The organism is Rhodococcus sp. 05-2255-1e (genome assembly GCF_002259025.1).
Lineage (GTDB): Bacteria > Actinomycetota > Actinomycetes > Mycobacteriales > Mycobacteriaceae > Rhodococcoides > Rhodococcoides fascians.
In genome coordinates this window covers 155,659-176,415 of record NZ_NOZE01000040.1, presented here as the reverse complement: position 1 = coordinate 176,415, position 20,757 = coordinate 155,659, and the positions used below count along the sequence as shown (strand labels likewise).

Here is a 20,757-nt window from a genome sequence, read left to right as displayed (position 1 = left end):
TTCCTCCTCGATTGCGACCCTTGCATCATATCTCAGATCGTATACGATGAGTGACGCAGATCGCAATGAATACCGTCGGTGCTACACAGCACTCGAGCACACGAGAGAATCGGCGAAGGTCCAGCAATGCAATTTCACCACCATGGCTACGTATCCGGTGACCCACGCGTCCAGCAAGCATCGGGGACCGGTATCGACCGGCCGGACGAGCTTCCGGAGTACGTCGATGTGCTCATCGTCGGCACCGGTCCGGCAGGAATGATGACCGCCGCACAGCTTTCCCAGTTTCCTGACGTGACGACGCGCATCGTCGAGCGCCGCACGGGACGTCTTGCGATAGGACAGGCCGACGGGATTCAGGCTCGTAGTGTCGAGACCTTCCAGGCGTTCGGATTCGCGGATCGCATCACGGCCGAGGCCTATCGAATTACCGAAATGGCCTTCTGGAAGCCCGATCCCGAGGACGCCTCGAAGATCGTGCGCACTGCGCGGACGCCCGACGACGCAACCGGCATCAGTGAATTCCCCCATCTGATCGTCAATCAGGCTCGCGTCCTGGATTACTTCGCCGAGGTCATGGCTCTGTCGCCTACTCGAATGAAGCCGGATTTCGGCTACGAATTCTGCACGCTGGAGATCGGGGATGGCGACTATCCGGTCACGGTCACACTGGAGCACACCGGCGGCGATCAGGTGGGGCAGAAGCGAACGGTTCACGCCAAATACGTCGTCGGCTCCGACGGTGCACGCAGCGCCGTGCGCGACACGATCGGATGTAAGCCGGTCGGAGACAAAGCGTTCCATGCCTGGGGTGTGATGGACGTTCTCGCTGTCACCGACTTTCCCGACATTCGCCTCAAGTGCGCCATCCAGTCCGGCTCGGGCGGGAGCATCCTGCACATTCCACGCGAGGGTGGTCACCTGTTTCGCATGTACGTCGACCTCGGGGAAGTTGCCGAGGACGACAACGGCAAGGTGCGCACGACCAGCATCGACCAGATCATCGCGCAGGCCAACGAGATTTTGCATCCCTACACCCTCGATGTGAAAAATGTTGCGTGGCATAGCGTCTACGAGGTCGGCCACCGCGTGACCGACCGCTTCGACGATGTACCGGCCGACGAGGTCGGGGTGCGTATGCCGCATGTCTTCATCACCGGCGATGCCTGCCACACCCACAGCGCCAAAGCGGGTCAGGGAATGAACGTGTCGATGCAGGACGGGTTCAACCTCGGCTGGAAACTCGGGCACGTACTCGAAGGCCGCGCGCCCGAGAGCCTGCTCGCAACCTATACCGCCGAACGCCAGGTCATCGCGCAGAACCTGATCGACTTCGACAAACAGTGGTCGGCCATGATGGCGAAGCGCCCGGAGGACTTCGACAACCCGTCCGAGCTCGAAGAGTTCTACGTCAAGACCGGAGAATTCCCGGCCGGCTTCATGACCGAGTACCGGCCGTCGATGATCGTCGGCGATACCACCCATCAGAATCTGGCCACCGGATTTCCGGTGGGCAAGCGTTTCAAGTCGGCACCGGTGGTGCGAGTATGCGATGCCAATCCGATGCATCTCGGTCATCATCACCGTGCAGACGGACGCTGGCGGATCTACGTTTTCGCTGACGCGGCCGCCGCCGGCCTTCACTCGGCCAGCGTGGCGTTGACCGAATTGTCGTCGTGGCTCCTCGAATCACTCGATTCGCCGATCGTGCGGTTCACCCCGCAGGGCACCGACATCGACAGTTTCTTCGACGTCAAGGTGATCTACCAGCAGGACCACGCCTCGGTCGATATCGGCGCGGTGAATCCCGTGTACCTCCCCGTCGGGGGTCCCTTCGGACTAGTCGACTACGAGAAGGTCTTCGCAACCGATCCCAGTACCGACATCTTCACCGAGCGCGGAATCGATCGCGACGGCGCAATCGTGGTGGTCCGTCCCGATCAGTATGTGGCACAGGTTCTTCCACTCAGCGCAACCGACGAGCTGGCGACGTTCTTCGCCGGAAACATGCTGCCGCGCAACACGGCCTCCAACCCGAAGGAATTGGTATGACCGATCTCGAGAAGAAGCTCCTCGACTCCGTCCCGAGCGAACTGTTCATCGCGGGACACTGGCGCGCGTCGTCCTCGAACACAACTCTGGCGGTACATGATCCGGCAACGGGGGAGGTCCTTCGTGACATCGCCGACGCCACCCCCGAGGACGGGATGGCTGCACTCGATGCGGCCGTAGCCGCCGCCGACTCGTGGGCGTCGACCCCCGCGCGTGAGCGTGCCGAGATTCTGCGACGTGCTTTCGACCTGCTGCAGTCGCGAAAGGAGGACTTTGCGCTCCTCATGACCATCGAGATGGGTAAACCGTTGGCCGAGGCCAGGGGAGAGGTGGCGTACGGAGGCGAGTTCCTGCGGTGGTTCAGCGAGGAGGCCACCCACGTCCAGGGTCGGTACGGCGCAAACCCGGAGAACACCGGGCGGATGTTCGTCACTCAGCATCCCGTCGGTCCGTGTTTTCTCATCACGCCGTGGAACTTCCCCCTGGCCATGGCAACTCGTAAAATTGCCCCTGCTCTGGCTGCGGGCTGCACTGTCGTGGTCAAACCGGCTGCGCTGACTCCGTTGACGACTCTGCTCCTGGTGAAAATTCTGCAGGAGGCAGGCCTGCCCGACGGCGTCGTCAACGTGGTCACCACCTCGTCCTCGTCGGCGGTATCCGGCCCGATCATTGCCGACCCCAGATTGCGGAAGCTGTCGTTCACCGGTTCGACCCCCGTCGGTCAGGCTCTGCTGCGTCAGGCCGCCACCGGGGTTCTCCGTACCTCGATGGAGCTCGGCGGTAACGCCCCGTTCGTGGTGTTCGGTGACGCCGATCTGGACAAGGCCGTCGACGGAGCCATTGCCGCGAAGTTCCGCAACATCGGTCAAGCCTGCACGGCGGCAAACCGTTTCATCGTGCACAGTTCGATAGCAACCGAGTTCGCCCGGCGAGTCACCGAACGAGTCGATGCCTTCGGAATCGGACGCGGGACCGAGGACGGGGTGACGATCGGTCCGCTCATCGACGGCAAGGCCGTGGCCAAGGCCGAGGAGTTGGTCTCCGACGCCGTGCAGCGCGGCGCAACGGTCACCACCGGCGGCGCAGCGATCGACCGGCCCGGGACGTTCTTTGCCCCTACGGTTCTGACCGACGTGGCCCCGGGCAGCGAAATCCTCCATGAGGAGATATTCGGTCCGGTACTCGCGATCGCGACCTTCGATACCGACGACGAGGCAGTCTCACTGGCGAACGACACCGAGTACGGGCTCGTCTCGTACGTCTACACCGAGGACTTCCGTCGCGGCCAGCGCATGATCGAGCGTCTGCAGACCGGAATGATGGGACTGAACGTCGGTGTGGTGTCCAACGCCGCGGCACCGTTCGGGGGCTGGAAGATGTCGGGTCTCGGACGTGAAGGTGGAGCCGAAGGCATCCATGAGTATCTGCAAACCAAATACACACTGACCCCGTCGCCCTTCGCAGACTAGACACGCCGTTGTGGGGGTCTCGGACCCCACAACGTGTGTTCGCAGTGAGGATCCGGTAACGCGAAATTCACAGCGCCAACGAGGATTCGTAACGCAGGAGGAGCAATCTTCTTTCAACGGGCGTAGAACAACGAACCGTTCACCGAGAGGAGGTAAAGCGTGAGTCGAGACTTGCGACCGTCGACCGGCGCGTCGGGCCCGCCCGGTGAGCCGTTACCGTGGCCTCATGCCCAAGCTGGTCGACCACGATGAACGCAGGCGAGCCATCGCTGCGGCCACGTGGCGGCTGATCGCGGCAAAGGGGATCGACGCCGCGAACATGCGCGACATCGCTACCGAAGCCGGCTACACGAACGGCGCGCTGAGTCACTACTTCTCAGGCAAGGACGAGATTCTCAGAACCTCGTTCGAGCTCGTCTTCGAGGCTACGAACGCCCGGATCGACGCGCGAATGCGTGACGCCAAAGGTCTCGCCGCGCTTCGCATCTTCTGTCGCGAGATCATGCCGACGACGCAAGAGACGCTGCTCGAAGCCCGTATTGCAATCTCTCTGTTTCAGCGCGCGATGTACGACGAGCGGATGGACGAGATCAATCGCCGTGCATTGACTCTGTGGCGTGGGCAGATGGCCGGTCACCTCGAGGATGCACGTGCGACAGGCGAGGTCGGCGACATAGATGTCGCGGTCGTCATCGAGCAGTTGCTCGGCATGATGATGGGCGTGCAGCTCCTCGGTGTTCTCACTCCATCGGAGAGTTCTGCGAAGATGCAGTTGGCGATGCTCGACAACTTCCTCGCGCTGCTGCGTTCCTAGCGCCCGCGCTCACTGGCTCGATGCCAGAAATTTTTCGGATCGTCTTTCGAATGTGATCTGTACAGCCGTTGCCCACAGGTGTAGCGTCCGTCACATCTTTTTTCCAACGTATGTAGAACCAACCTACTCGAGGACTGTTCATGCCGACTCTTTCTCCCACAAGAATCGATCACCCTCTGGCCTTGCCCACCGCCGAAGAGATCGCGGACGTACGTGCCGTCCTCGATGACGCAGGACTGCTGGGTGAGCACAGCCGCTTCGTCTATGTCGGTCTGGAGGAGCCGCTCAAGTCGGAGCTGTACCCCACTGCGGCGGGTATCGACCGCCGCTTTCGTGCCTTGCTGCACGACGTCTCCACGCCGAACGCCGTCGACGTCGTCGTATCGGTCACCGAGCGAGCGGTCGTGTCGTCGGTGACTCTCGACGCAATCCGTGACGGCCAGATGCCGGTTCTCGACGAGGAATTCGGACTCGTCGAAGAAACGCTGCGGACCGATCCCGAATGGTTGGCTGCGCTCGAGCGCCGTGGTCTCGATGTCGACCACGTCCGAGTGGCACCGTTGTCGGCCGGCGTCTTCGACTACCCCGGCGAGGAAGGGCGAAGGATCCTGCGAGGCTTGGCATTTCGCCAGGATTACCCGACGGATCACGCATGGGCGCATCCCATCGACGGCCTGGTCGGGTTCGTCGACGTCATGAACAAGACGGTCGAAAAGGTGCTCGACACCGGAGTGGTGCCGATCCCCGAGGAGTCGGGCAACTTCACCGATCCCGAGGTCACCGGTCCGATGCGCACGACGCAGAAGCCGATCGAGATCACCCAGCCCGAGGGGCCGAGTTTCGAGGTCACCGGCAATCTCGTCGAGTGGGAGAAGTGGAGCCTTCGCGTCGGCTTCGACGCCCGAGAGGGCCTGGTGTTGCATCAGATCGGCTTCGACGACAAAGGGGCGACCAGGCCGATCATTCACCGCGCATCGATCGCGGAAATGGTTGTTCCGTACGGTGATCCATCACCGGTCCGCTCCTGGCAGAACTATTTCGATACTGGTGAGTACCTCGTCGGCAGGTACGCCAATGCCTTGGAGCTCGGGTGTGACTGCGTCGGCGACATCACGTACTTCGACGTCGTCATCGCAGACGAGCTGGGTAATCCGCAGACGTTGAGAAACGCGGTCTGCATGCACGAAGAGGACTTCGGCATCCTGTGGAAGCACACCGACCTGTGGGCCGGTTCGAATGAGACGAGACGTCAACGTAGACTGGTCATTTCGTTCTTCACCACCATCGGCAACTACGATTACGGCTTCTTCTGGTACCTGTACCTCGACGGCACCATCGAATTCGAGGTCAAGGCAACCGGTGTCGTGTTCACCTCCGGTCATCTCGGAGACGACTACCCGTACTCCTCGCAGATCGCCCCGGGTCTCGGTGCTCCGTGCCATCAGCACCTGTTCAGCGCGCGGCTGGACATGATGGTCGACGGTGCCGTGAACTCGGTGGAGGAAGTCGAGACCAGACGCGTCCCGATGGGCCCGGACAACCCGCACGGCAACGCTTTTGCTCTGTCCACGACTCCACTGACGACCGAGGCCGAGGCCGCTCGCTGCGCGAACGGATCCACGGGACGTGTATGGCACATCAGTAACCCGGATTCACTCAACCGACTCGGTAAGCCTGTCGCATACGTGTTGCATCCGGAAGGTCAGCCATTGCTGCTCGCCGACGACAATTCGTCCATCGCCAAACGTGCCACCTTCGCCACCAAACACCTGTGGGTCACGCAGTTCGACGCGGCCGAGCGCTACGCGTCGGGAGACTTCGTGAATCAGCATTCCGGCGGAGCAGGGCTGCCCAGTTACGTGGCCGGTAACCGGGACATCGAGGGCAAGGACATCGTCGTATGGCACACGTTCGGCTTGACCCACTTCCCGAGACCGGAGGACTGGCCGATCATGCCGGTCGACTACACCGGCTTCAAACTCAAGCCGGTCGGCTTTTTCGACCGGAATCCGACGCTCGACGTCCCCGCCTCGACCTCGGCACACTGTGCGCCGTCGAGCACCCCGTGCCATTCTACGAACGGAAGCTCCCATGTCTGACACACGAGACGGAAAGCTGAAGGGCTCGATCGGCGTTGTCGGCATCGTCTTCCTCGTGATCGCAGCCGCGGCTCCGCTCACCGCGATCGGCGGTGCACTGCCCATCATGATCGCGACGGGCAACGGCGCGGGTGCGCCCATGGCATACATCGTCGCGGCAGTGGTGCTGCTGGTGTTCAGCGTGGGGTACGCGGCAATGAGCAGCCACATGACCGACACCGGCGCGTTCTACGCATACGTCGGAAAGGGTCTGGGCGAAAACGTCGGTCTCGGAGCGGCGGGACTCGCATTGCTGACGTACACCGCAATACAAGCGGGAATCTACGGACTGGCGGCGTCCACGTTGCAGGGACTCGTCGTTTCCTACGGCGGCCCGGACCTACCGTGGTGGCTGTGGGCGCTGGTGCTCATCGGCATCGTCTCGGTGCTCGGCTACCGAAGCATCGATCTGGGCGCGAAGGTTCTCGGTGTTCTGTTGGTACTGGAAATCGGTATCGTGCTGGCGTTGTCGGTGGCGGTGTTCGCTCAGGGCGGTGCCGACGGTATCGACGTCCAGTCGTTCACACCGGACGCGTTCCTGTCCGGATCTCCTGGAATCGCGCTGATGTTCGCGATCGCGTCGTTCATCGGATTCGAGGCGACCGCGATCTACGGCGAGGAGGCCAAGGACCCCAAGCGGACGGTGCCGATCGCGACGTACGCCGCGGTCATCGTCATCGGAGCCGTGTACGCGGTGTCGAGTTGGGCGGTCGTGCTGGCATTCGGTAGCAACTCGGTCGCCGACGCGGCCGCCGCGGATCCGGCGGGTCTCACCTTTGCCGCGGCCGCACAGTTCCTCGGAGCGACGTGGTCGGACATCATCCAAATTATGCTCGTGACAAGCCTTTTCGCAGCACTACTCGCCTTCCACAACGCGATCTCACGGTACGTCTTCGCGCTGGCAAGACGAGGCGCAGCGCCGAAAGCACTGGCGCGGACACATGCCCGACACGGATCGCCACATGTGGGCTCGATCTTCCAGACTCTCTCGGCCGTTCTGGTGGTCGGAGTGTTCGCATTGGCGGGCGCAGACCCGATACTTCAGCTGTTCACCTGGATGTCCGGATTGGCGACAGTGAGCATTCTGGTGCTGATGATCCTCACCGGAGTTGCGATCTACACGTTCTTCGCCCGAACCCGAGTCGACTCGCGGACGTGGCACACGAAGATCGCCCCCGTGCTCGGAACCCTCGGGCTCCTCGTCGTTCTCGGGCTCGTCCTCGACAACTTCACTCTGCTCATCGGAGGTTCGTCCACGATCGCTGCGATCCTGCTGCTCATCGTTGTGGGATTCTTCGTCGCAGGTCTGCTGCGGGGTATCTCCACTCGCCGTTCACGATCGACCGAGGCTTCTCGGGCGATCGAGCACGAACCCGGCGAGCTGGCCCAGTGAGCGCCGCCGACGCGCTGATGGCCGCCGGCGCTGTCGGCGCATTTCTCCCTCTGGTGACGCAGCGCGCGATGTCACGTTCGATGACGATCGCGCACGGCTCCATGGCCGTCCTGATGGTGGTCATGGTGGTGACCCATGTGCCGCAGTGGATCTACCTGATCGCCGCCCTCGGATTACTGGGCCAGGCGTTCCACATGGTGGGGTGTACCAACGGCAGTCGAGCCAGACGACTGTGCACCGTCGACCTCACCGCCATGGGCGCGCTGCTGCTGGCGATGCCGAGCTCGGGCACCTCGGGGGTTTCGTCACTGGGTCACCACCACGCAGCGAGCAGTACGCAACTGCCTTGGGGGCCGGCGATCGTACTCGTGTGTTGGCTTGCAGCAACCACTCTCGTGGCCATGTCGGACCGGCCGCAGGCGAGAAGGGGAGCGACAATCGGTTCGGTGCTGATGATCCTCGGGATGACACCGATGGCAGTGTGACAATGCCATCGGTGTCCGAGCATGGGGCGATACCGAATTACTTGCGGCCGCCCCGCACGAACATGCTGTCGTCCATAGCTTCGTCGACGGCGAGGATTGTCACGTCGACGTCGCAGTCATCGGTCGGACCCTCCGTGGTCGGACCGACATAGACACAGATTCCGGTCTGTACGTCGAGTCTCACGGATACCGGCGGCCCGGGAACCCAGTGCCCGGTATCGAAGTCGTAGTGCCCGCTCAGTAACGCGCAGCATTCGCATCGGGCGTCGTATTCCGGAGTGGTGCAGACGGTGGCCTCCCACGCTTGACGGCCGCCGTGCTCGACAACCTCGACCTCGGATACGGCGGTGCCTGTCGCGGCGGACGAATGGTCGTGCGGTGAACGAGTGAGTTCGATCGGGTTGAGCATCGCGATCCATTGGTAGTTCTCGTAGAACGGATCGTCCCAGTCCACGAACCACGAATCCGTTTCCGATGGTAACGCCGACACCAACCCATCGGCGTCGAACACCGGGGTCGTATCCGATGCCCACAGTGCACTGGGACGGTCGGCATCGGCTCCGTTCGAGTACACAGCTGCCCTCCCGTCGAACGGGATTGCAGCGGAGGATAATTCGACGACTTCACCAGCGGCGTTCTCCACGCGAAGATAACCCGGGCGTCGAATCCATGCGTGCACCGGAGATGTGTGACCGGCGCGCACGAATGCGAGCTCGACAGTTCTCCACCGCCACGGAGACGACTGTGCCAATCGACGGAACTGTTCGACGGACGGGGTGACAATCATGTCTTCGATCATGTCAGCCACGTCCAGTCATTTCTGGTATCAGCAGAATCCAGTTGCTGACGTTCGTGGATCAGACCGTCAACAGGGATTTGACTGCGAGCAGGTCCACCTGACGGATGGTCGGCGGCTCGGCCAGAAGCTCCTGCTGACGTTCGCGAAGCGACTTCACGATGCTGCCGTGCAGGTGGTCTTGGCGTCCGTCCTCGTCGGGGAACGTGTCGTAGATCGCGAACGTGTTCTCGCTCAACTTGATTGCATACCAGGTTGTGGTGCCCGGCTCGTCGAGTGCGTGGGTGTGCATCTCGGTGAGCCAGTTTTCCAGGGCGTCTGCCGTGTCGGGTTTGGCGGTGAGGGTGACCAGGAGTCCGACATTGCGGGGTGCGACACGAATGGTCGTCGGCGGGGCCGGACGGGGACCCGTCGTCGCGGCGGGCCGAAAGGCCGCGCCGGGATGGTCGTTGCGCAGACGCGGCTGCCCCAGCACGAGTTCGCGCAGGGAGGTGGCCTCGGTTCGGTTGGTGTCGGGAATCAATCCGCGGCGACGGAGTTCGGGGGTGATCAATTCACCGAAGTCGCGGAAGGTTTCGAAGTTGGTGACGCGAGCGATGTTGAAGCCGTCGACATCGGCGATCTCGATCCACTCCTCGAAGTGATCGACGATCGTCTTCGGTGAGCCCACGATGCTCGCGCTCATGCCGCCCACGCACAGCCACTCCGCCAGTTTGCGTGGTGTCCATACCAATTCGCTGTCGACCCGAGTGAGCATGTCGCTGAACGCACGGATGCCGTCGCCTCGGAACTGGTCCAACGGCTTGTCGGGGTCGGCTCCCGAGAGATCGACTCCGGTCCATCCGCCCCACAGTGCCAGAGCGGCGTCGACCTGGGCGTGCTTCTGAACCTGCAGCAGTTTCTCGTGCGCGGCCTCGTCGGTCTCGGCGACGATGGGGGTGAGCATCATGATGATCTTCAGGCTTCGCGGATCGCGTCCCTGCTCGGCGGCCAACATGCGGTACTGGTCGACGATGGGGCGAACGTCGTGCGGGTTGACTCCGACGAGGAAGACCGCTTCGGCGTGCTTGGCGGCGAACTTGCGCCCCCGGGCCGACGCCCCGGCCTGGAACAGGAACGGCGTGCGTTGCGGGGACGGTTCGCCCAGATGCGCACCGGGAACGGTGAAGTACTTACCGGCATGGTCGATGTCGTGCACCTTGGACGGCTCGGTGTAGACGCCACGAGCGCGGTCGCGCACCACCGCGTCCTCTTCCCACGAGCCCTCCCACAGCTTGTAGCAGACCTCCATGAACTCGTCGGCGATCTCGTACCGTTCGTCGTGCGAGATCTGCTGCGTCAGGCCGAGATTGACTGCTGCGCTCTGCTGGTAGGACGTCACGACGTTCCACGCCACCCGGCCTTTGGTGAGGTGATCGAGTGTCGTCATGGTCTTGGCGAACTTGTACGGCAGCTCGTAGGTGGACGAGACCGTCGCACCGTAACTCAGCGTCTTCGTCGCCGCGGCCATGGCCGAGATCGTCAACAGCGGATCGGCTACGGGCGCCTGCGCAGCGGTACGCAGTGCGGCGTCTCGGTTGCCGCCGTACACGTCGTAGAACCCCAGGACGTCGGCCAGGAAGAGGATGTCGAAACCCGCCGCCTCCAGCGTCTGGGCCAATTCCACCCAGTACTCGATGTCGGTGTAGCGGTGAGTCTGGTCATCGGCGTCGGTCCACATGCCGGGGTTCTGGTGCACCACGCACGCCATGTCGAAAGCACTCAGTACCAGCTGCTTGCGTGCGGTGTCGGGCCCTGCGTTCATGTTCGGCTCTTTCGATCAGCGGGTTGGAGTACTGGGGTGAACCTGCTGCTCATCGCAGGTCGGTCGACATCAGACCTTGGAGGCGAGCACGTCGAACGACTGCACCGACGGCGCGTGCGCGAGCAGATCGTCGGACAGTCGGGTGAGCACCGGATGCCCGTCCTGGCCGAGGGGTGCCTGACTCTCGGACGAACCGAAGATTCCGAACTCGGTGTTGGTGATTCGATACGCGTACCACGTCGCGGTCTGCGGATCCCGCGCCACCGATCCGAGTGCTTCGCCCAGGATCGCGACGACCTCGTCCTGCTTTCCCTCTCGTGCGACCAGGTGGATCAGAGTTCCGTTGTTGAGCGCCATGCGGTGCGACTGTCCTCACTGTTGGGCAGACCGACGTCCACCACGAATCGAGCATCGTTACCGAAGCTAACCCGTCCGAGTCCGTGCAGCGACGGTTCGAATCACCCTGATTCGAAGCCTGGCCAACGGTCGCCGAGCGTGCGAGACGCGATTGGTGGGCGCGCGTGTGCGCCGACCGACGGACATATCGATCGAAACTCCCGCCGATCGGCGGGGACGGAGCAGACCTTCGGTGGATGTTCTTCGGCCGCGGCCGACACCAGGATCGAAGGACAGGAAGTCGATGATCGGAGTGGCCGGGTGCAGTGGTTCGAGGACGTGTCGTTGATCGACGGTTGGCTGGTGCCGGTCCTCTGGGGCATCGCTGCGGTCGGCGCGATCGCGCTGCTTGCCGTCAGGTCGGCGTGGTACGCGCAGGTCGTCGTCCCGATCGTGGCGGCGACGGCCGCGGTCGTGACCGGCGTCGGTTACGTCGTCATCGAGCATTGGTGGCATCCGTTTCCGGACAGACTGCCCTTCGTCGTCTACCTGTGGGCCGGTGTCGGTGTAATGGCGGTCGGCTTGGCGGTGTACCGCTCGCTTGCCGGTCGCAGCATCGGGACCGCGGTCGTCGTGGTGCTCGCTGCTTGTGCGGTGCTCGTGCAATCGGCCGCTGCCGTCAACGGGTACTTCGCCTACTTTCCGACTGTCGGCGCGGCTGTCGGGACCAGTCGGGTGAACGAGATCCCGTTGCTGTCGTTGCCGGCGCACCATCGGGAGCCCGTGCCCGTCGCACAGTGGCAGGACCCCGGTGGTCTACCGGCAGGCGGATCCGTCGTCACCACCGACATAGCCGGTCGGACATCGAGTTTCTCGGCCCGTCCCGCAAAGATCTACCTGCCGCCCGCGTATTTCGCGGCCCGTCGGCCGTCGATGCCGGTATTGGTCTTACTGGCCGGCCAGCCCGGCAGCCCGGGGGACTGGCTGCGAAGTGGAGGGTTGGTGAAAACGATGGACGCGTTCGCCGCTCGTCATTCCGGGCTCGCACCCGTCGTCGTGGTTGCCGACGGGACCGGGTCGACGCTCGCCAACCCTCTGTGCGTCGATTCCCCGCGAGGAAATGCTGCGACGTACCTGGCAGTCGACGTACCGGCGTGGGTCAGAACGTTCCTTCAGGTCGACAACTCCGCGTCGTCCTGGGCGGTGGGTGGGCTGTCCTACGGCGGAACGTGTGCACTGCAGCTGGCGACCAACTATCCGTCGGTGTTCCCGACGTTCCTCGATATTTCCGGTCAGGCCGAGCCGACGTTGGGCGGCGATCGTCGACGCACTCTCGACGCAGTCTTCGATGGGGACGCAACGCTTTTCGAGAAGGTCAATCCCCTGGACAAGCTGCGGACGAATTCGTACGCGAACAGCGGTGGTGTCTTCGTGGTGGGGGCGTCCGACAACGACAACAAACCGGGCTTGCAGGCGCTGTACGAGGCGGCCCGGTCATCGGGGATGCAGGTCTCGTACCAGGAGATTCCGGGCGGACACGACTTCCGGGTGTGGTCGGGCGGCTTGTCGAGCCAAATCGATACCATCGCAGCACGATTGGGAATATCCCGATGAGTACGGGAATCGAGCCGCGTCCCGAGATCGTGCGTGCGTCGAGCGCCCTGGCCTGCGCCGCAAAAAGGTGGACTGCGGGCGCGCCGATCACGATCGTGATCGCGGCGACGACTGCGGTCGCGACCGTGACGGTTCACGCTCTGACGGCCGATCCGGACTTCGTGGAACACCATCTGAACCTGAGCATTTCGGCGCTCTCGCAGATGCATTGGTGGACGCTGCTCACTTCTGTGGTCGTCGCACCGAATTTCCTCGTGCTCTCGCTGTCCGTCGTGCTGTTGCTCCTGTGTGGGGTGCCGTTGGAACGACACATGGGCTCGGCCAAGTTTCTGGCGGCCGTCGGAATCGTTGCCGTGCTCGGGGCCATTGCCGGACTGAGCCTTGCCGTCTCGGTCGATTCCTTCGACGAGGACTGGGGCAGTCGGCTCGGCACGTCCGTGGTGTTCGATCCGGCGGCGTGGGTCGCTGGGGTCGCCATGGCAGCGAGTGCATCGATGCCCGTCCTGTGGCGCCGCAGAATTCGCGTGGGTCTGCCGGCCGCTGCGATCGTGCTCGCGCTGTTCCACGGCGGGTTGTCGGATCTGGTGGGGCTGGCATCCATCATCGTCGGACTCGCGGTCGGCCGGGTGATGCACGGCCCAGTCGATCCGGAGGACGCGGTGGCGGGGACGCGCCGCGAGAGCCGCTTGCTGGTAGCGCTGATCGTGCTGGCAAGCGCGCTGGGCCCGGTGCTCGCGCTCGTGTCGAACGATGCTGCCGGTCCGTTCGGGGTCCTGGAGGCATTGCTGCGGGCCGATCCGTGGACCGCCGAGGAAGTACGGGCGGTCTGCAGTTCGGCGGCCCACAGTTCCGAATGCCGGCAGGGATTGTTCGCCTTGCGGTTCGATGGGCTCGGGTTCACGGTGCTCGCCGTCGCACCGTCCCTGTTTCTCGTCACGATCTGCGACGGCCTCCGGCGGGGCAGGCGAGCGGCATGGACGTCGGCTCTGATCGCGCAGCTGTGTCTGACGGCATCGGCGGTCCTCAACGTCGCTCAGTTGCACGAGTCCTGGTCCGAATTGTCCGATGCCGGTGTGCAGCTGGACGGTTCGTATCTGATCCGGGCGGCCGCGCCGCTGTTGACCCCGGTAGCGGTGGCTCTGGTCCTCGCCTTCACCCGATCGTCCTTCACGATCGCCTCGCCGAACGGAGCTGCACGAGCGGCATTGCGATCCGTCGGTCTGGCGCTGCTCACCTTGGGCACGCTCTACACCGCCACGGGATCGATGTCGGCGCGGACGATCGCATACGTTCCCGAACTGGCCGTCGACTTCGTTCAACGCCTGATTCCCAGCGTGTACCTGCAATGGTTCGAGCCCGCTCTGCTTGCCGGGGAGTTCGTTCCGTCCTGGATGTACCAGTGGATCGGCGTCGCGTTCTGGGTGACGCTGTGCGCGACCGTCCTGGCGATGTTTCTGCGGCCCACCTACGACGTCGAGCCGGACGATGCTCGGCGGGCTCGCGACATCCTCGTGCGCAGCGGTGGGTCGAATCTGTCGTGGATGTCGACCTGGAGCAGCAACAATTATTGGTTCACGCCGGACGGGAACAGCTTCGTGGCCTACCGCGTCGTGGGCGGCATTGCGTTGACCACTGCCGGCCCGGTCGGACCCAGACAAGACCATGCCGCCGCGGTACGCGCATTCGCGGACTTCTGTTCCGACAACGGGTGGACACCGTGCCTGTACTCGATCTCGGCTGACACCCGTCGCGTCGCAGATGCATTGGGCTGGAACTCCGTTCACGTGGGGGAGGAAGCCATCCTCGACCTCACCTCGCTGGAATTCACCGGTAAGAAATTCCAGGACATCAGGACGTCGTTCAACCGAGCGACGAAATCCGGAATCGCTGCCGAGTGGACAGCGTATTCCGACGTATCACCGGTGATACGCGATCAGATAGCGGCCATTTCCAGAGAGTGGGTGGCGGACAAAGCGATGCCCGAGATGGGGTTCACTCTCGGTGGATTGACGGAGATGGAGGATCCGGACGTCCGATGCCTGATAGCCATCGATGCCGATCGAACGGTGCACGGTGTCACATCCTGGTTGCCGGTGTATCGAGATGGGGAGGTGGTGGGATGGACGCTCGATTTCATGAGGAGACGATCGACGGGATTCGGACCGGCAGTGGAATTCCTCATCGCGTCGGCAGCAGTGTCGTTCGCGTCGGAGGGCTTCGAATTCGTGAGCTTGTCCGGCGCACCACTCGCCAAAAGCCCGCGAACGATCGAGGCCGACGGTCTCTCTGCGACAGTATCGAGCCCGGACCCGGTGGAGAAGCTCCTCGATGCCGTCGGCCGAGCACTCGAACCCGTCTACGGATTCAGGTCTCTGCTGGCATTCAAATCCAAGTTTCAGCCGCGGTACGAGTCCATGTACATGAGCTTCCCCGACAGTGCCGCACTTCCGGGTATCGCCAATGCGGTCGGTCGTGCGTATCTACCGCGAATGACGTTGAGCCAGAGCGCACATCTGATGTGGACTGTCGCTCGCTCCCGGGCAACGAAACGCGACCGGCAGTGAGGCCACCCGCCGACAGGATCGACTGTGTCCGGCCGAGAAAGAACGAGGGGGTACACCGATGACCGCACTGGCTCAATCACTGCTGTGCTGCGTCGGCGTTGTCGCACTGTGGTCACTGGTGTCCGCGAGGCTTGCGTCGTGGCGAGTGAGCGCACCTCTGGCGATCGCGTCGGCGGGCGCAGTGGTCGGTTGGTTCTTCGGGCCCGAGATCGTGACGGTGCTGAACTATCACGTCACCGAGCAGATCGTCGAACTCGTTCTGGCTGCACTGCTGTTCTCCGATTCCCTCAGGGTCGAGGGAAAGATGCTGGGGAGCTCGCCCTCGGTGTCGCTTCGGCTACTTCTTCTCGCACTACCGCTGAGCCTTGCGTTGGCGGCGAGTGCCTCATGGTTCCTGTTGCCCGAGTACGGCTTTGCCGTCGCGCTGCTGATCGCGTGTGTGATCATGCCCATCGACATGGCTCCAGCGACGGCAATTCTGACCGACAATCGGCTCACGCGCGGCGTGCGGTCGGCGCTCAACGTCGAGTCCGGGTACAACGACGGGGTCGTTGCTCCGATCTTCGTGTTCGCGCTCGCCATGATCACCGCGACGAGTGTCGACAGCGTGACCACATCGATCGGGAAAGCGCTGCTCGCCAGCACCGTGTCGCTACTCGTCGGCAGCGCCATCGGCCTTACCTTCGGATGGGCGATGAAGGTGGCCCTGCGACGGGGGTGGACCACCACGAGCTCGTTGTCCATCGGCGTGCTCGCTGTCCCTCTCGTGACGTTCTCGGTGGCAATCCTTCTGCACGGCAACGGGTTCGTCGCGGCGTTCGTGGCAGGAGTTGCCGTGCACCTGTGTGCGCGCTCCGAACTCCACCCGCACACTGCCCTCACCGAACAGTTCGTGGAATGCACGTCCCTCGTGGTGTGGTTCGTATTCGGCGCGGTGGCCGCGTACATCGTCTACCTCGGTCTCGACTGGCGCATCGTCGTCATCTCGGTGCTGGCCTTGACCGTGGTGAGACTGGTGCCGGTGTGTCTGGCGCTCGTGGGCTCACGATTGGGCGTCGTCGATCGGCTTGCGTCGTCGATCCTCGGTCCGCGCGGGATCACGACCATCGTGCTGGGATTGTTGGCGTTCAACGCACTCGACGACGACATCGGGTTGATCGTGTTGCAGGCGATGATCGTCACCATCTCCCTCAGCCTGCTGATGCACGGATTGGGCTCGTCCTTCATGGTCCGGGTGTTGTCGCGTGCACGGTTTCGTTCGCCGCACACCAGCAGCGCCCTATGCTGATCGTGTTCCCGGGCCCGTGACTGTTCGATGATCTACAGGAGTGCTGTCGTGGGTGATACCAAGAACGTCAGAGTCGTCGTCGTGGACGACGAGGCGCTCGTCAGATCGGGTTTCGAGCTCATCCTCGGGGCCGCGCCCGGCATCGACGTGGTTGCCACGGGCGACGCGGCCGACGCCCTCGATCTCGTCGTCGGAACGGAACCCGATGTCGTGCTGCTCGATATCAGGATGCCCGGTCGCAACGGGCTCGACGTCCTCGCCGACATCCTCGCATTGCCGCAGCCGCCCGCAGTGGCGATGCTGACCACCTTCGACTCGGACGACTTCATCATGCGTGCACTCGACACCGGTGCCGCAGGCTTCCTGGTCAAGGACACCGATCCCGAAGAGTTGCCGAGACACATCAGATCGCTTGCCGCTGGTGGAATCGTCCTGTCGCCGACCGTCGGACGCACCGTCGTTCGTGGGTTTCTCGGAGCGGCCCGTGATTCGACCGAAGCCCGAAAGATCGCGCGGCTCACCGAGCGTGAGCGCGCCGTTCTCGTGCGCGTGGTGCACGGCGACTCCAATGCGGAGATCGCCGCCGCGCTGTTTCTCGGCACCGGAACCGTCAAGGATCACGTCAGTGCAATCTTGTCGAAGTTGGAGGTCTCGACGCGGGTGCAGGCGGCCTTGATAGCCGAGCGGGGTGGATTGTCGGCGGGCGGGTCCACTTCGGTTGGGGGCGAGTCGTAGTGAGCACTGTGCAGGCTGTTCGGCGTGCGACCGAGCGGCGATCGGGTGTGATTCTCGATGCGGTGTTCGTCGTTCTTTCTTTCGCCGATGGACTGCTCACGTTGCCGGATCCGACCACGGCGGAAGTTGCCGTCGCCCTCCTCACCCCAGTGCTGTTGTTCGGGCGCAGACGATTTCCGGTACTCGTATTCGTACTGACGCTGCCCGGTCTGGCAATGGGCGTCACGTTGCTGGCGGCAGTGTTCTCACTCGGGACGGTGGCGTTCGTCGTTCGCAGTCGCGTGGCCGTGGGTTGTTGCGGCGCAGGTATGTTCGCGGCCAGCATGGCGTGGGTGACAACGGACTCCTCGTTCGAGTCGGTCGTCGCGATCACCCTGGCGGCCGGCGCGTACGCCTCGGCCCCGGTGGCCCTCGGTCAGCTGATTCGAGCGCAGCGCGATCTGAAGCAGCAATTGAGCGAGTTGCACCAGGCTCGCGAGCGAGATCGGACTGCGCAGGCCGAACTGGTGCTGTCGACCGAGCGCGCACGTCTGGCGCGAGAAATGCACGATGTGGTCTCGCATCAGGTGAGTTTGATCGCGGTTCAGGTCGGTGCCCTGATGGTCAGCAACGACGATCCTGCGGTCAAAGCCGCCAGCCGGACCATTCGGTCGCTCGCGGTGCGAACACTCGAGGAGCTGCGGCAGATGGTCAGTGTCCTGCGGGCATCGGGCGGCGAGGCCGACGGAATCGATCCGCAGCCGGCCATTTCCGATCTCTCGGCGCTGGCGGCTGAATCCGAGTTGGACGTCGAATTGACCGTGCACGTGGAGTCGGATGTGCCGAGTTCCGTTCAGCGTGCTGTGTATCGAATCGTCCAGGAGGGGCTGACCAACGTTCGCAAACATGCTCCGGGCTCGAAAGTCGATGTCACCGTGAAAGAAGTCGACGAATCGGTGACGGTACAGGTGGTGAACACGGCTCCCACGCTGCCGCCGCTCGCATTCCCGTCGTCGCGGCACGGACTCGTAGGACTCGCCGAGCGGGCGGAATTGTTGGGTGGGCACGTCTCGGCCGCCGCGACGGTGCACGGCGGTTTCACCTTGCGGGTCGTCCTTCCGATCGACTGATCCGCGTCGGCCTGCAACGCCCGTCGGCCGTCGTGGCCTAATCTCGAGGCGATGCGAATAGCGGTGGTGGAGGACGACGACGGCGTCGGCGACGCATTGGTGGATGCGCTGACCGAGGTGGGGCACAACCCTGTCCGGATGCGCCGCGGTGCCGACCTACTGCTCGGGTACCACGGCATGGGTGTCGTTCTCCTCGATCTCGGCCTGCCCGACATGGACGGCCTCGAGGCGCTTCGTAAGCTGCGGACCTTGAGTTCGGTGCCCGTGGTGGTACTGACCGCGCGGGACGACGAGCGGTCGGTGGTCCGAGCGCTGCGCGCGGGCGCGGACGACTACGTCGTCAAGCCCGCTCGATTGGGGGAGTTGCACGCGCGGCTGGAAGTGGCGGCGCGGCGTCGGAGCGCAACGAGTGATGCGGCGGTGGATCGGCTCGAGTTGGGCGACGTGGTCGTCGATCTCGTCGGGCGCAGTGTCGAAGTCGACGGGCGAGACATCGGGCTGACCACCAAAGAGTTCGACCTGCTCGCGCACCTGGCGACTCGACGAGGTGAAGCGGTGAGCCGCGAACAGCTGATGGATGCGATCTGGGGCGATGCGTACGTGGCGATCTCGCGATCGCTCGACGTGCACATGACGACGTTGCGTGCCAAGCTCGGCCGACCCGGGACCATCGCCACGATCCGCGGCTTCGGCTACCGCTGGGACAGCTGACGTGCGGCGCCGGGTTCTCGTGGTGCTGATGGTCTACTCCGCCGTCGTCGTTCTCGCGCTGTCGGTTCCGCTGGGATTGCTGCTGGGTCGCGAACGCGCCCAACGATTCGGTGAGAATCGAGCTGCCGCTGCAACGTACTTCGCGGAACTGAGCTCCCGGGAGGACGAGTCGGGTGATTCTCGAATCCGAGAGTCGGTGCAGCGCTACAACGATCTGTACGGCGAGGGGATCGTGGTCGTCGACCGCACCGGAGCGGTGCGTGCTGCGTCGGGTCTGGATACGACGCGCACGGACGTGCAACAGGCGGTGGCCGGTGCCCTGCGCAATCAACGCGGTGGCCTTCCGTCGAGTGTGACGCCGTGGTCGCCGTCGTCGGTACTGGTGGCAGCACCGATCGGTGGGGGAACGCAGGTCGACGGTGCCGTGGTGATTGCAGCCTCCACCGACGCGGCCCGCCGGGATGTGGCGATCGGGTGGGCGGTGATCGCTGTCGGTGCGCTGCTGATCTTGGCCACGGTGGCGCTGATCGCTGCTGCGTTGTCGCGCTGGGTCGTTCGTCCACTGACGTCGTTGTCGATGCGAGTCCAATCGTTCGGCGACGCCTTTCACGATCGCCGGCCTCTCGACGACTCGCCACGTCTCGAGTCGGACGCACACGTCGGTCCGCCCGAGGTTCGAGCGCTCTCGCGTGCGTTCGACGCGATGGCAGACGATGTGGAGAACGCGACCGCTGCGCAGCGTCGTCTGGTGGCCGACACCGCCCATGCATTGCGTAACCCGTTGGCGGCATTACGAATTCGACTGGACGTGTTGGGAATGCGGGTGCCCGAATCGGTCGCCGAAGCGCACCAGCGAACGACACTGGAGGTCGATCGGCTCGACTCCGTCGTCGAGGATCTTCTGGTTCTCGCTGCTGCCGAGACGCCGGTTCTGCATCGCGAGACCGCGTGCGACGTACTGTTCGTGCTCACCGACAGAGTCCGATTCTGGTCGAACGCACTGACAGTGGCCGGGTTGACCGTCCGTGTCGCGGATCCCGACCCGGGAGCCGATCACACTGCTGCGGTACCGGAGGAAGACCTGGTGCGCATGCTCGACGCGATCCTGAGCAACGCGACCAAGTACGCCGGTTCGGGAGCGGATGTCGACATCGACTGCCGAGCCGGCGACGATCACGTCGTGGTGTCGATCACCGACACCGGCCCGGGTGTATCCGCTGCCGAATTACCGATGATCGCGGACCGGTTCTTTCGGGCATCGAGTGCTCACGGGACCGGAACGGGGCTCGGCCTGGCAATAGTCGCGGCCCTGATCGAACGAGTGGGAGGACGCCTCGAGGTCGACGCTCATCGACCGTCCGGTTTGATCGTCCGAATGCTGCTCCCGCGTCACGGCTCGAGCGGGTCCCTGTCCTAAGGGAGTGTTAGGAAACGCGAAACAGCTTGGTT

Annotated in this window: 15 protein-coding genes and 1 pseudogene; 13 read left to right on the top strand and 3 right to left on the bottom strand. The window is 63.7% G+C overall.

The window, feature by feature from the left end:
- Positions 1–126: 126 nt before the first annotated feature.
- From CH262_RS24195 to CH262_RS24170, 6 genes are all read left to right on the top strand, one after another.
- Complete coding sequence (locus CH262_RS24195) at positions 127–2,052, top strand: FAD-binding monooxygenase (protein ID WP_094718596.1); 1,926 nt, start codon at positions 127–129, stop codon at positions 2,050–2,052.
- Positions 2,049–3,521 (top strand): NAD-dependent succinate-semialdehyde dehydrogenase, encoded by a 1,473-nt coding sequence (locus CH262_RS24190; protein ID WP_094718595.1) that lies wholly within the window; start codon positions 2,049–2,051, stop codon positions 3,519–3,521. The genes CH262_RS24195 and CH262_RS24190 overlap by 4 nt, the downstream gene beginning before the upstream one ends.
- Positions 3,522–3,747: 226 nt before the next feature.
- The gene (locus tag CH262_RS24185) at positions 3,748–4,335 is read left to right on the top strand and encodes a TetR/AcrR family transcriptional regulator (RefSeq protein WP_032385777.1); all 588 of its coding nucleotides are present in this window, start codon (positions 3,748–3,750) and stop codon (positions 4,333–4,335) included.
- Positions 4,336–4,475: 140 nt separating this feature from the next.
- The gene (locus CH262_RS24180) at positions 4,476–6,434 is read left to right on the top strand and encodes a primary-amine oxidase (RefSeq protein ID WP_094718594.1); all 1,959 of its coding nucleotides are present in this window, start codon (positions 4,476–4,478) and stop codon (positions 6,432–6,434) included.
- On the top strand, positions 6,427–7,866 hold the full coding sequence (locus tag CH262_RS24175) for an APC family permease (RefSeq protein WP_057473881.1): 1,440 nt from the start codon (positions 6,427–6,429) through the stop codon (positions 7,864–7,866). The genes CH262_RS24180 and CH262_RS24175 overlap by 8 nt, the downstream gene beginning before the upstream one ends.
- A complete protein-coding gene (locus CH262_RS24170) occupies positions 7,863–8,351 on the top strand; it encodes a hypothetical protein (protein WP_094693329.1) in 489 nt (162 codons plus the stop codon). Before CH262_RS24175 ends, CH262_RS24170 begins: the two co-directional genes overlap by 4 nt.
- 37 nt (positions 8,352–8,388) lie before the next feature.
- On the opposite strand, the gene CH262_RS24165 is transcribed toward CH262_RS24170, so the two are convergent.
- The 3 genes and pseudogenes from CH262_RS24165 to CH262_RS27855 form a co-directional block, all read right to left on the bottom strand.
- Positions 8,389–9,150, bottom strand: a complete 762-nt coding sequence (locus CH262_RS24165; protein WP_256988969.1) for a hypothetical protein — start codon at positions 9,148–9,150, stop codon at positions 8,389–8,391.
- Between the two features lie 403 nt (positions 9,151–9,553).
- Positions 9,554–10,951: pseudogene (locus CH262_RS24160) on the bottom strand (LLM class flavin-dependent oxidoreductase); the annotation flags it as partial.
- 69 nt (positions 10,952–11,020) lie between these two features.
- On the bottom strand, positions 11,021–11,308 hold the full coding sequence (locus CH262_RS27855) for an antibiotic biosynthesis monooxygenase (protein ID WP_179275094.1): 288 nt from the start codon (positions 11,306–11,308) through the stop codon (positions 11,021–11,023).
- 300 nt (positions 11,309–11,608) lie between these two features.
- On the opposite strand from CH262_RS27855, the gene CH262_RS24155 reads away from it, so the two are divergent.
- The 7 genes from CH262_RS24155 to CH262_RS24125 are packed head-to-tail and all read left to right on the top strand — an operon-like array spanning position 11,609 to position 20,725.
- The gene (locus tag CH262_RS24155; RefSeq protein WP_179274127.1) at positions 11,609–12,901 is read left to right on the top strand and encodes an alpha/beta hydrolase; all 1,293 of its coding nucleotides are present in this window, start codon (positions 11,609–11,611) and stop codon (positions 12,899–12,901) included.
- Positions 12,898–15,465: a DUF2156 domain-containing protein gene (locus CH262_RS24150; protein WP_094718591.1), complete on the top strand. Its 2,568-nt coding sequence runs from the start codon at positions 12,898–12,900 to the stop codon at positions 15,463–15,465. Before CH262_RS24155 ends, CH262_RS24150 begins: the two co-directional genes overlap by 4 nt.
- A 58-nt stretch (positions 15,466–15,523) precedes the next feature.
- Positions 15,524–16,753, top strand: a complete 1,230-nt coding sequence (locus CH262_RS24145; RefSeq protein WP_094718590.1) for a cation:proton antiporter domain-containing protein — start codon at positions 15,524–15,526, stop codon at positions 16,751–16,753.
- 48 nt (positions 16,754–16,801) lie between these two features.
- Entirely contained in the window at positions 16,802–17,488 is a 687-nt protein-coding gene (locus tag CH262_RS24140) for a response regulator (RefSeq protein WP_032385567.1), read from the top strand.
- Positions 17,488–18,597, top strand: coding sequence for a sensor histidine kinase (locus CH262_RS24135; RefSeq protein WP_094718589.1), 1,110 nt, complete (start codon positions 17,488–17,490; stop codon positions 18,595–18,597). Before CH262_RS24140 ends, CH262_RS24135 begins: the two co-directional genes overlap by 1 nt.
- A gap of 51 nt (positions 18,598–18,648) precedes the next feature.
- Entirely contained in the window at positions 18,649–19,308 is a 660-nt protein-coding gene (locus CH262_RS24130; RefSeq protein ID WP_094718588.1) for a response regulator transcription factor, read from the top strand.
- Between the two features lies 1 nt (position 19,309).
- A complete protein-coding gene (locus CH262_RS24125) occupies positions 19,310–20,725 on the top strand; it encodes a sensor histidine kinase (protein ID WP_027496157.1) in 1,416 nt (471 codons plus the stop codon).
- The last annotated feature ends 32 nt before the right edge of the window (positions 20,726–20,757 follow it).

Excerpts from the sequence above, each read along its gene's own strand:
- CH262_RS24145 (WP_094718590.1), top strand. The coding sequence starts at position 15,524 with ATGACCGCACTGGCTCAATCACTGCTGTGCTGCGTCGGCGTTGTCGCA.
- CH262_RS24185 (WP_032385777.1), top strand. The coding sequence starts at position 3,748 with ATGCCCAAGCTGGTCGACCACGATGAACGCAGGCGAGCCATCGCTGCG.
- CH262_RS24175 (WP_057473881.1), top strand. The coding sequence starts at position 6,427 with ATGTCTGACACACGAGACGGAAAGCTGAAGGGCTCGATCGGCGTTGTC.
- CH262_RS24190 (WP_094718595.1), top strand. The coding sequence starts at position 2,049 with ATGACCGATCTCGAGAAGAAGCTCCTCGACTCCGTCCCGAGCGAACTG.
- CH262_RS24180 (WP_094718594.1), top strand. The coding sequence starts at position 4,476 with ATGCCGACTCTTTCTCCCACAAGAATCGATCACCCTCTGGCCTTGCCC.
- CH262_RS27855 (WP_179275094.1), bottom strand. The coding sequence starts at position 11,308 with ATGGCGCTCAACAACGGAACTCTGATCCACCTGGTCGCACGAGAGGGA.
- CH262_RS24165 (WP_256988969.1), bottom strand. The coding sequence starts at position 9,150 with ATGATCGAAGACATGATTGTCACCCCGTCCGTCGAACAGTTCCGTCGA.
- CH262_RS24130 (WP_094718588.1), top strand. The coding sequence starts at position 18,649 with ATGCGAATAGCGGTGGTGGAGGACGACGACGGCGTCGGCGACGCATTG.
- CH262_RS24195 (WP_094718596.1), top strand. The coding sequence starts at position 127 with ATGCAATTTCACCACCATGGCTACGTATCCGGTGACCCACGCGTCCAG.
- CH262_RS24150 (WP_094718591.1), top strand. The coding sequence starts at position 12,898 with ATGAGTACGGGAATCGAGCCGCGTCCCGAGATCGTGCGTGCGTCGAGC.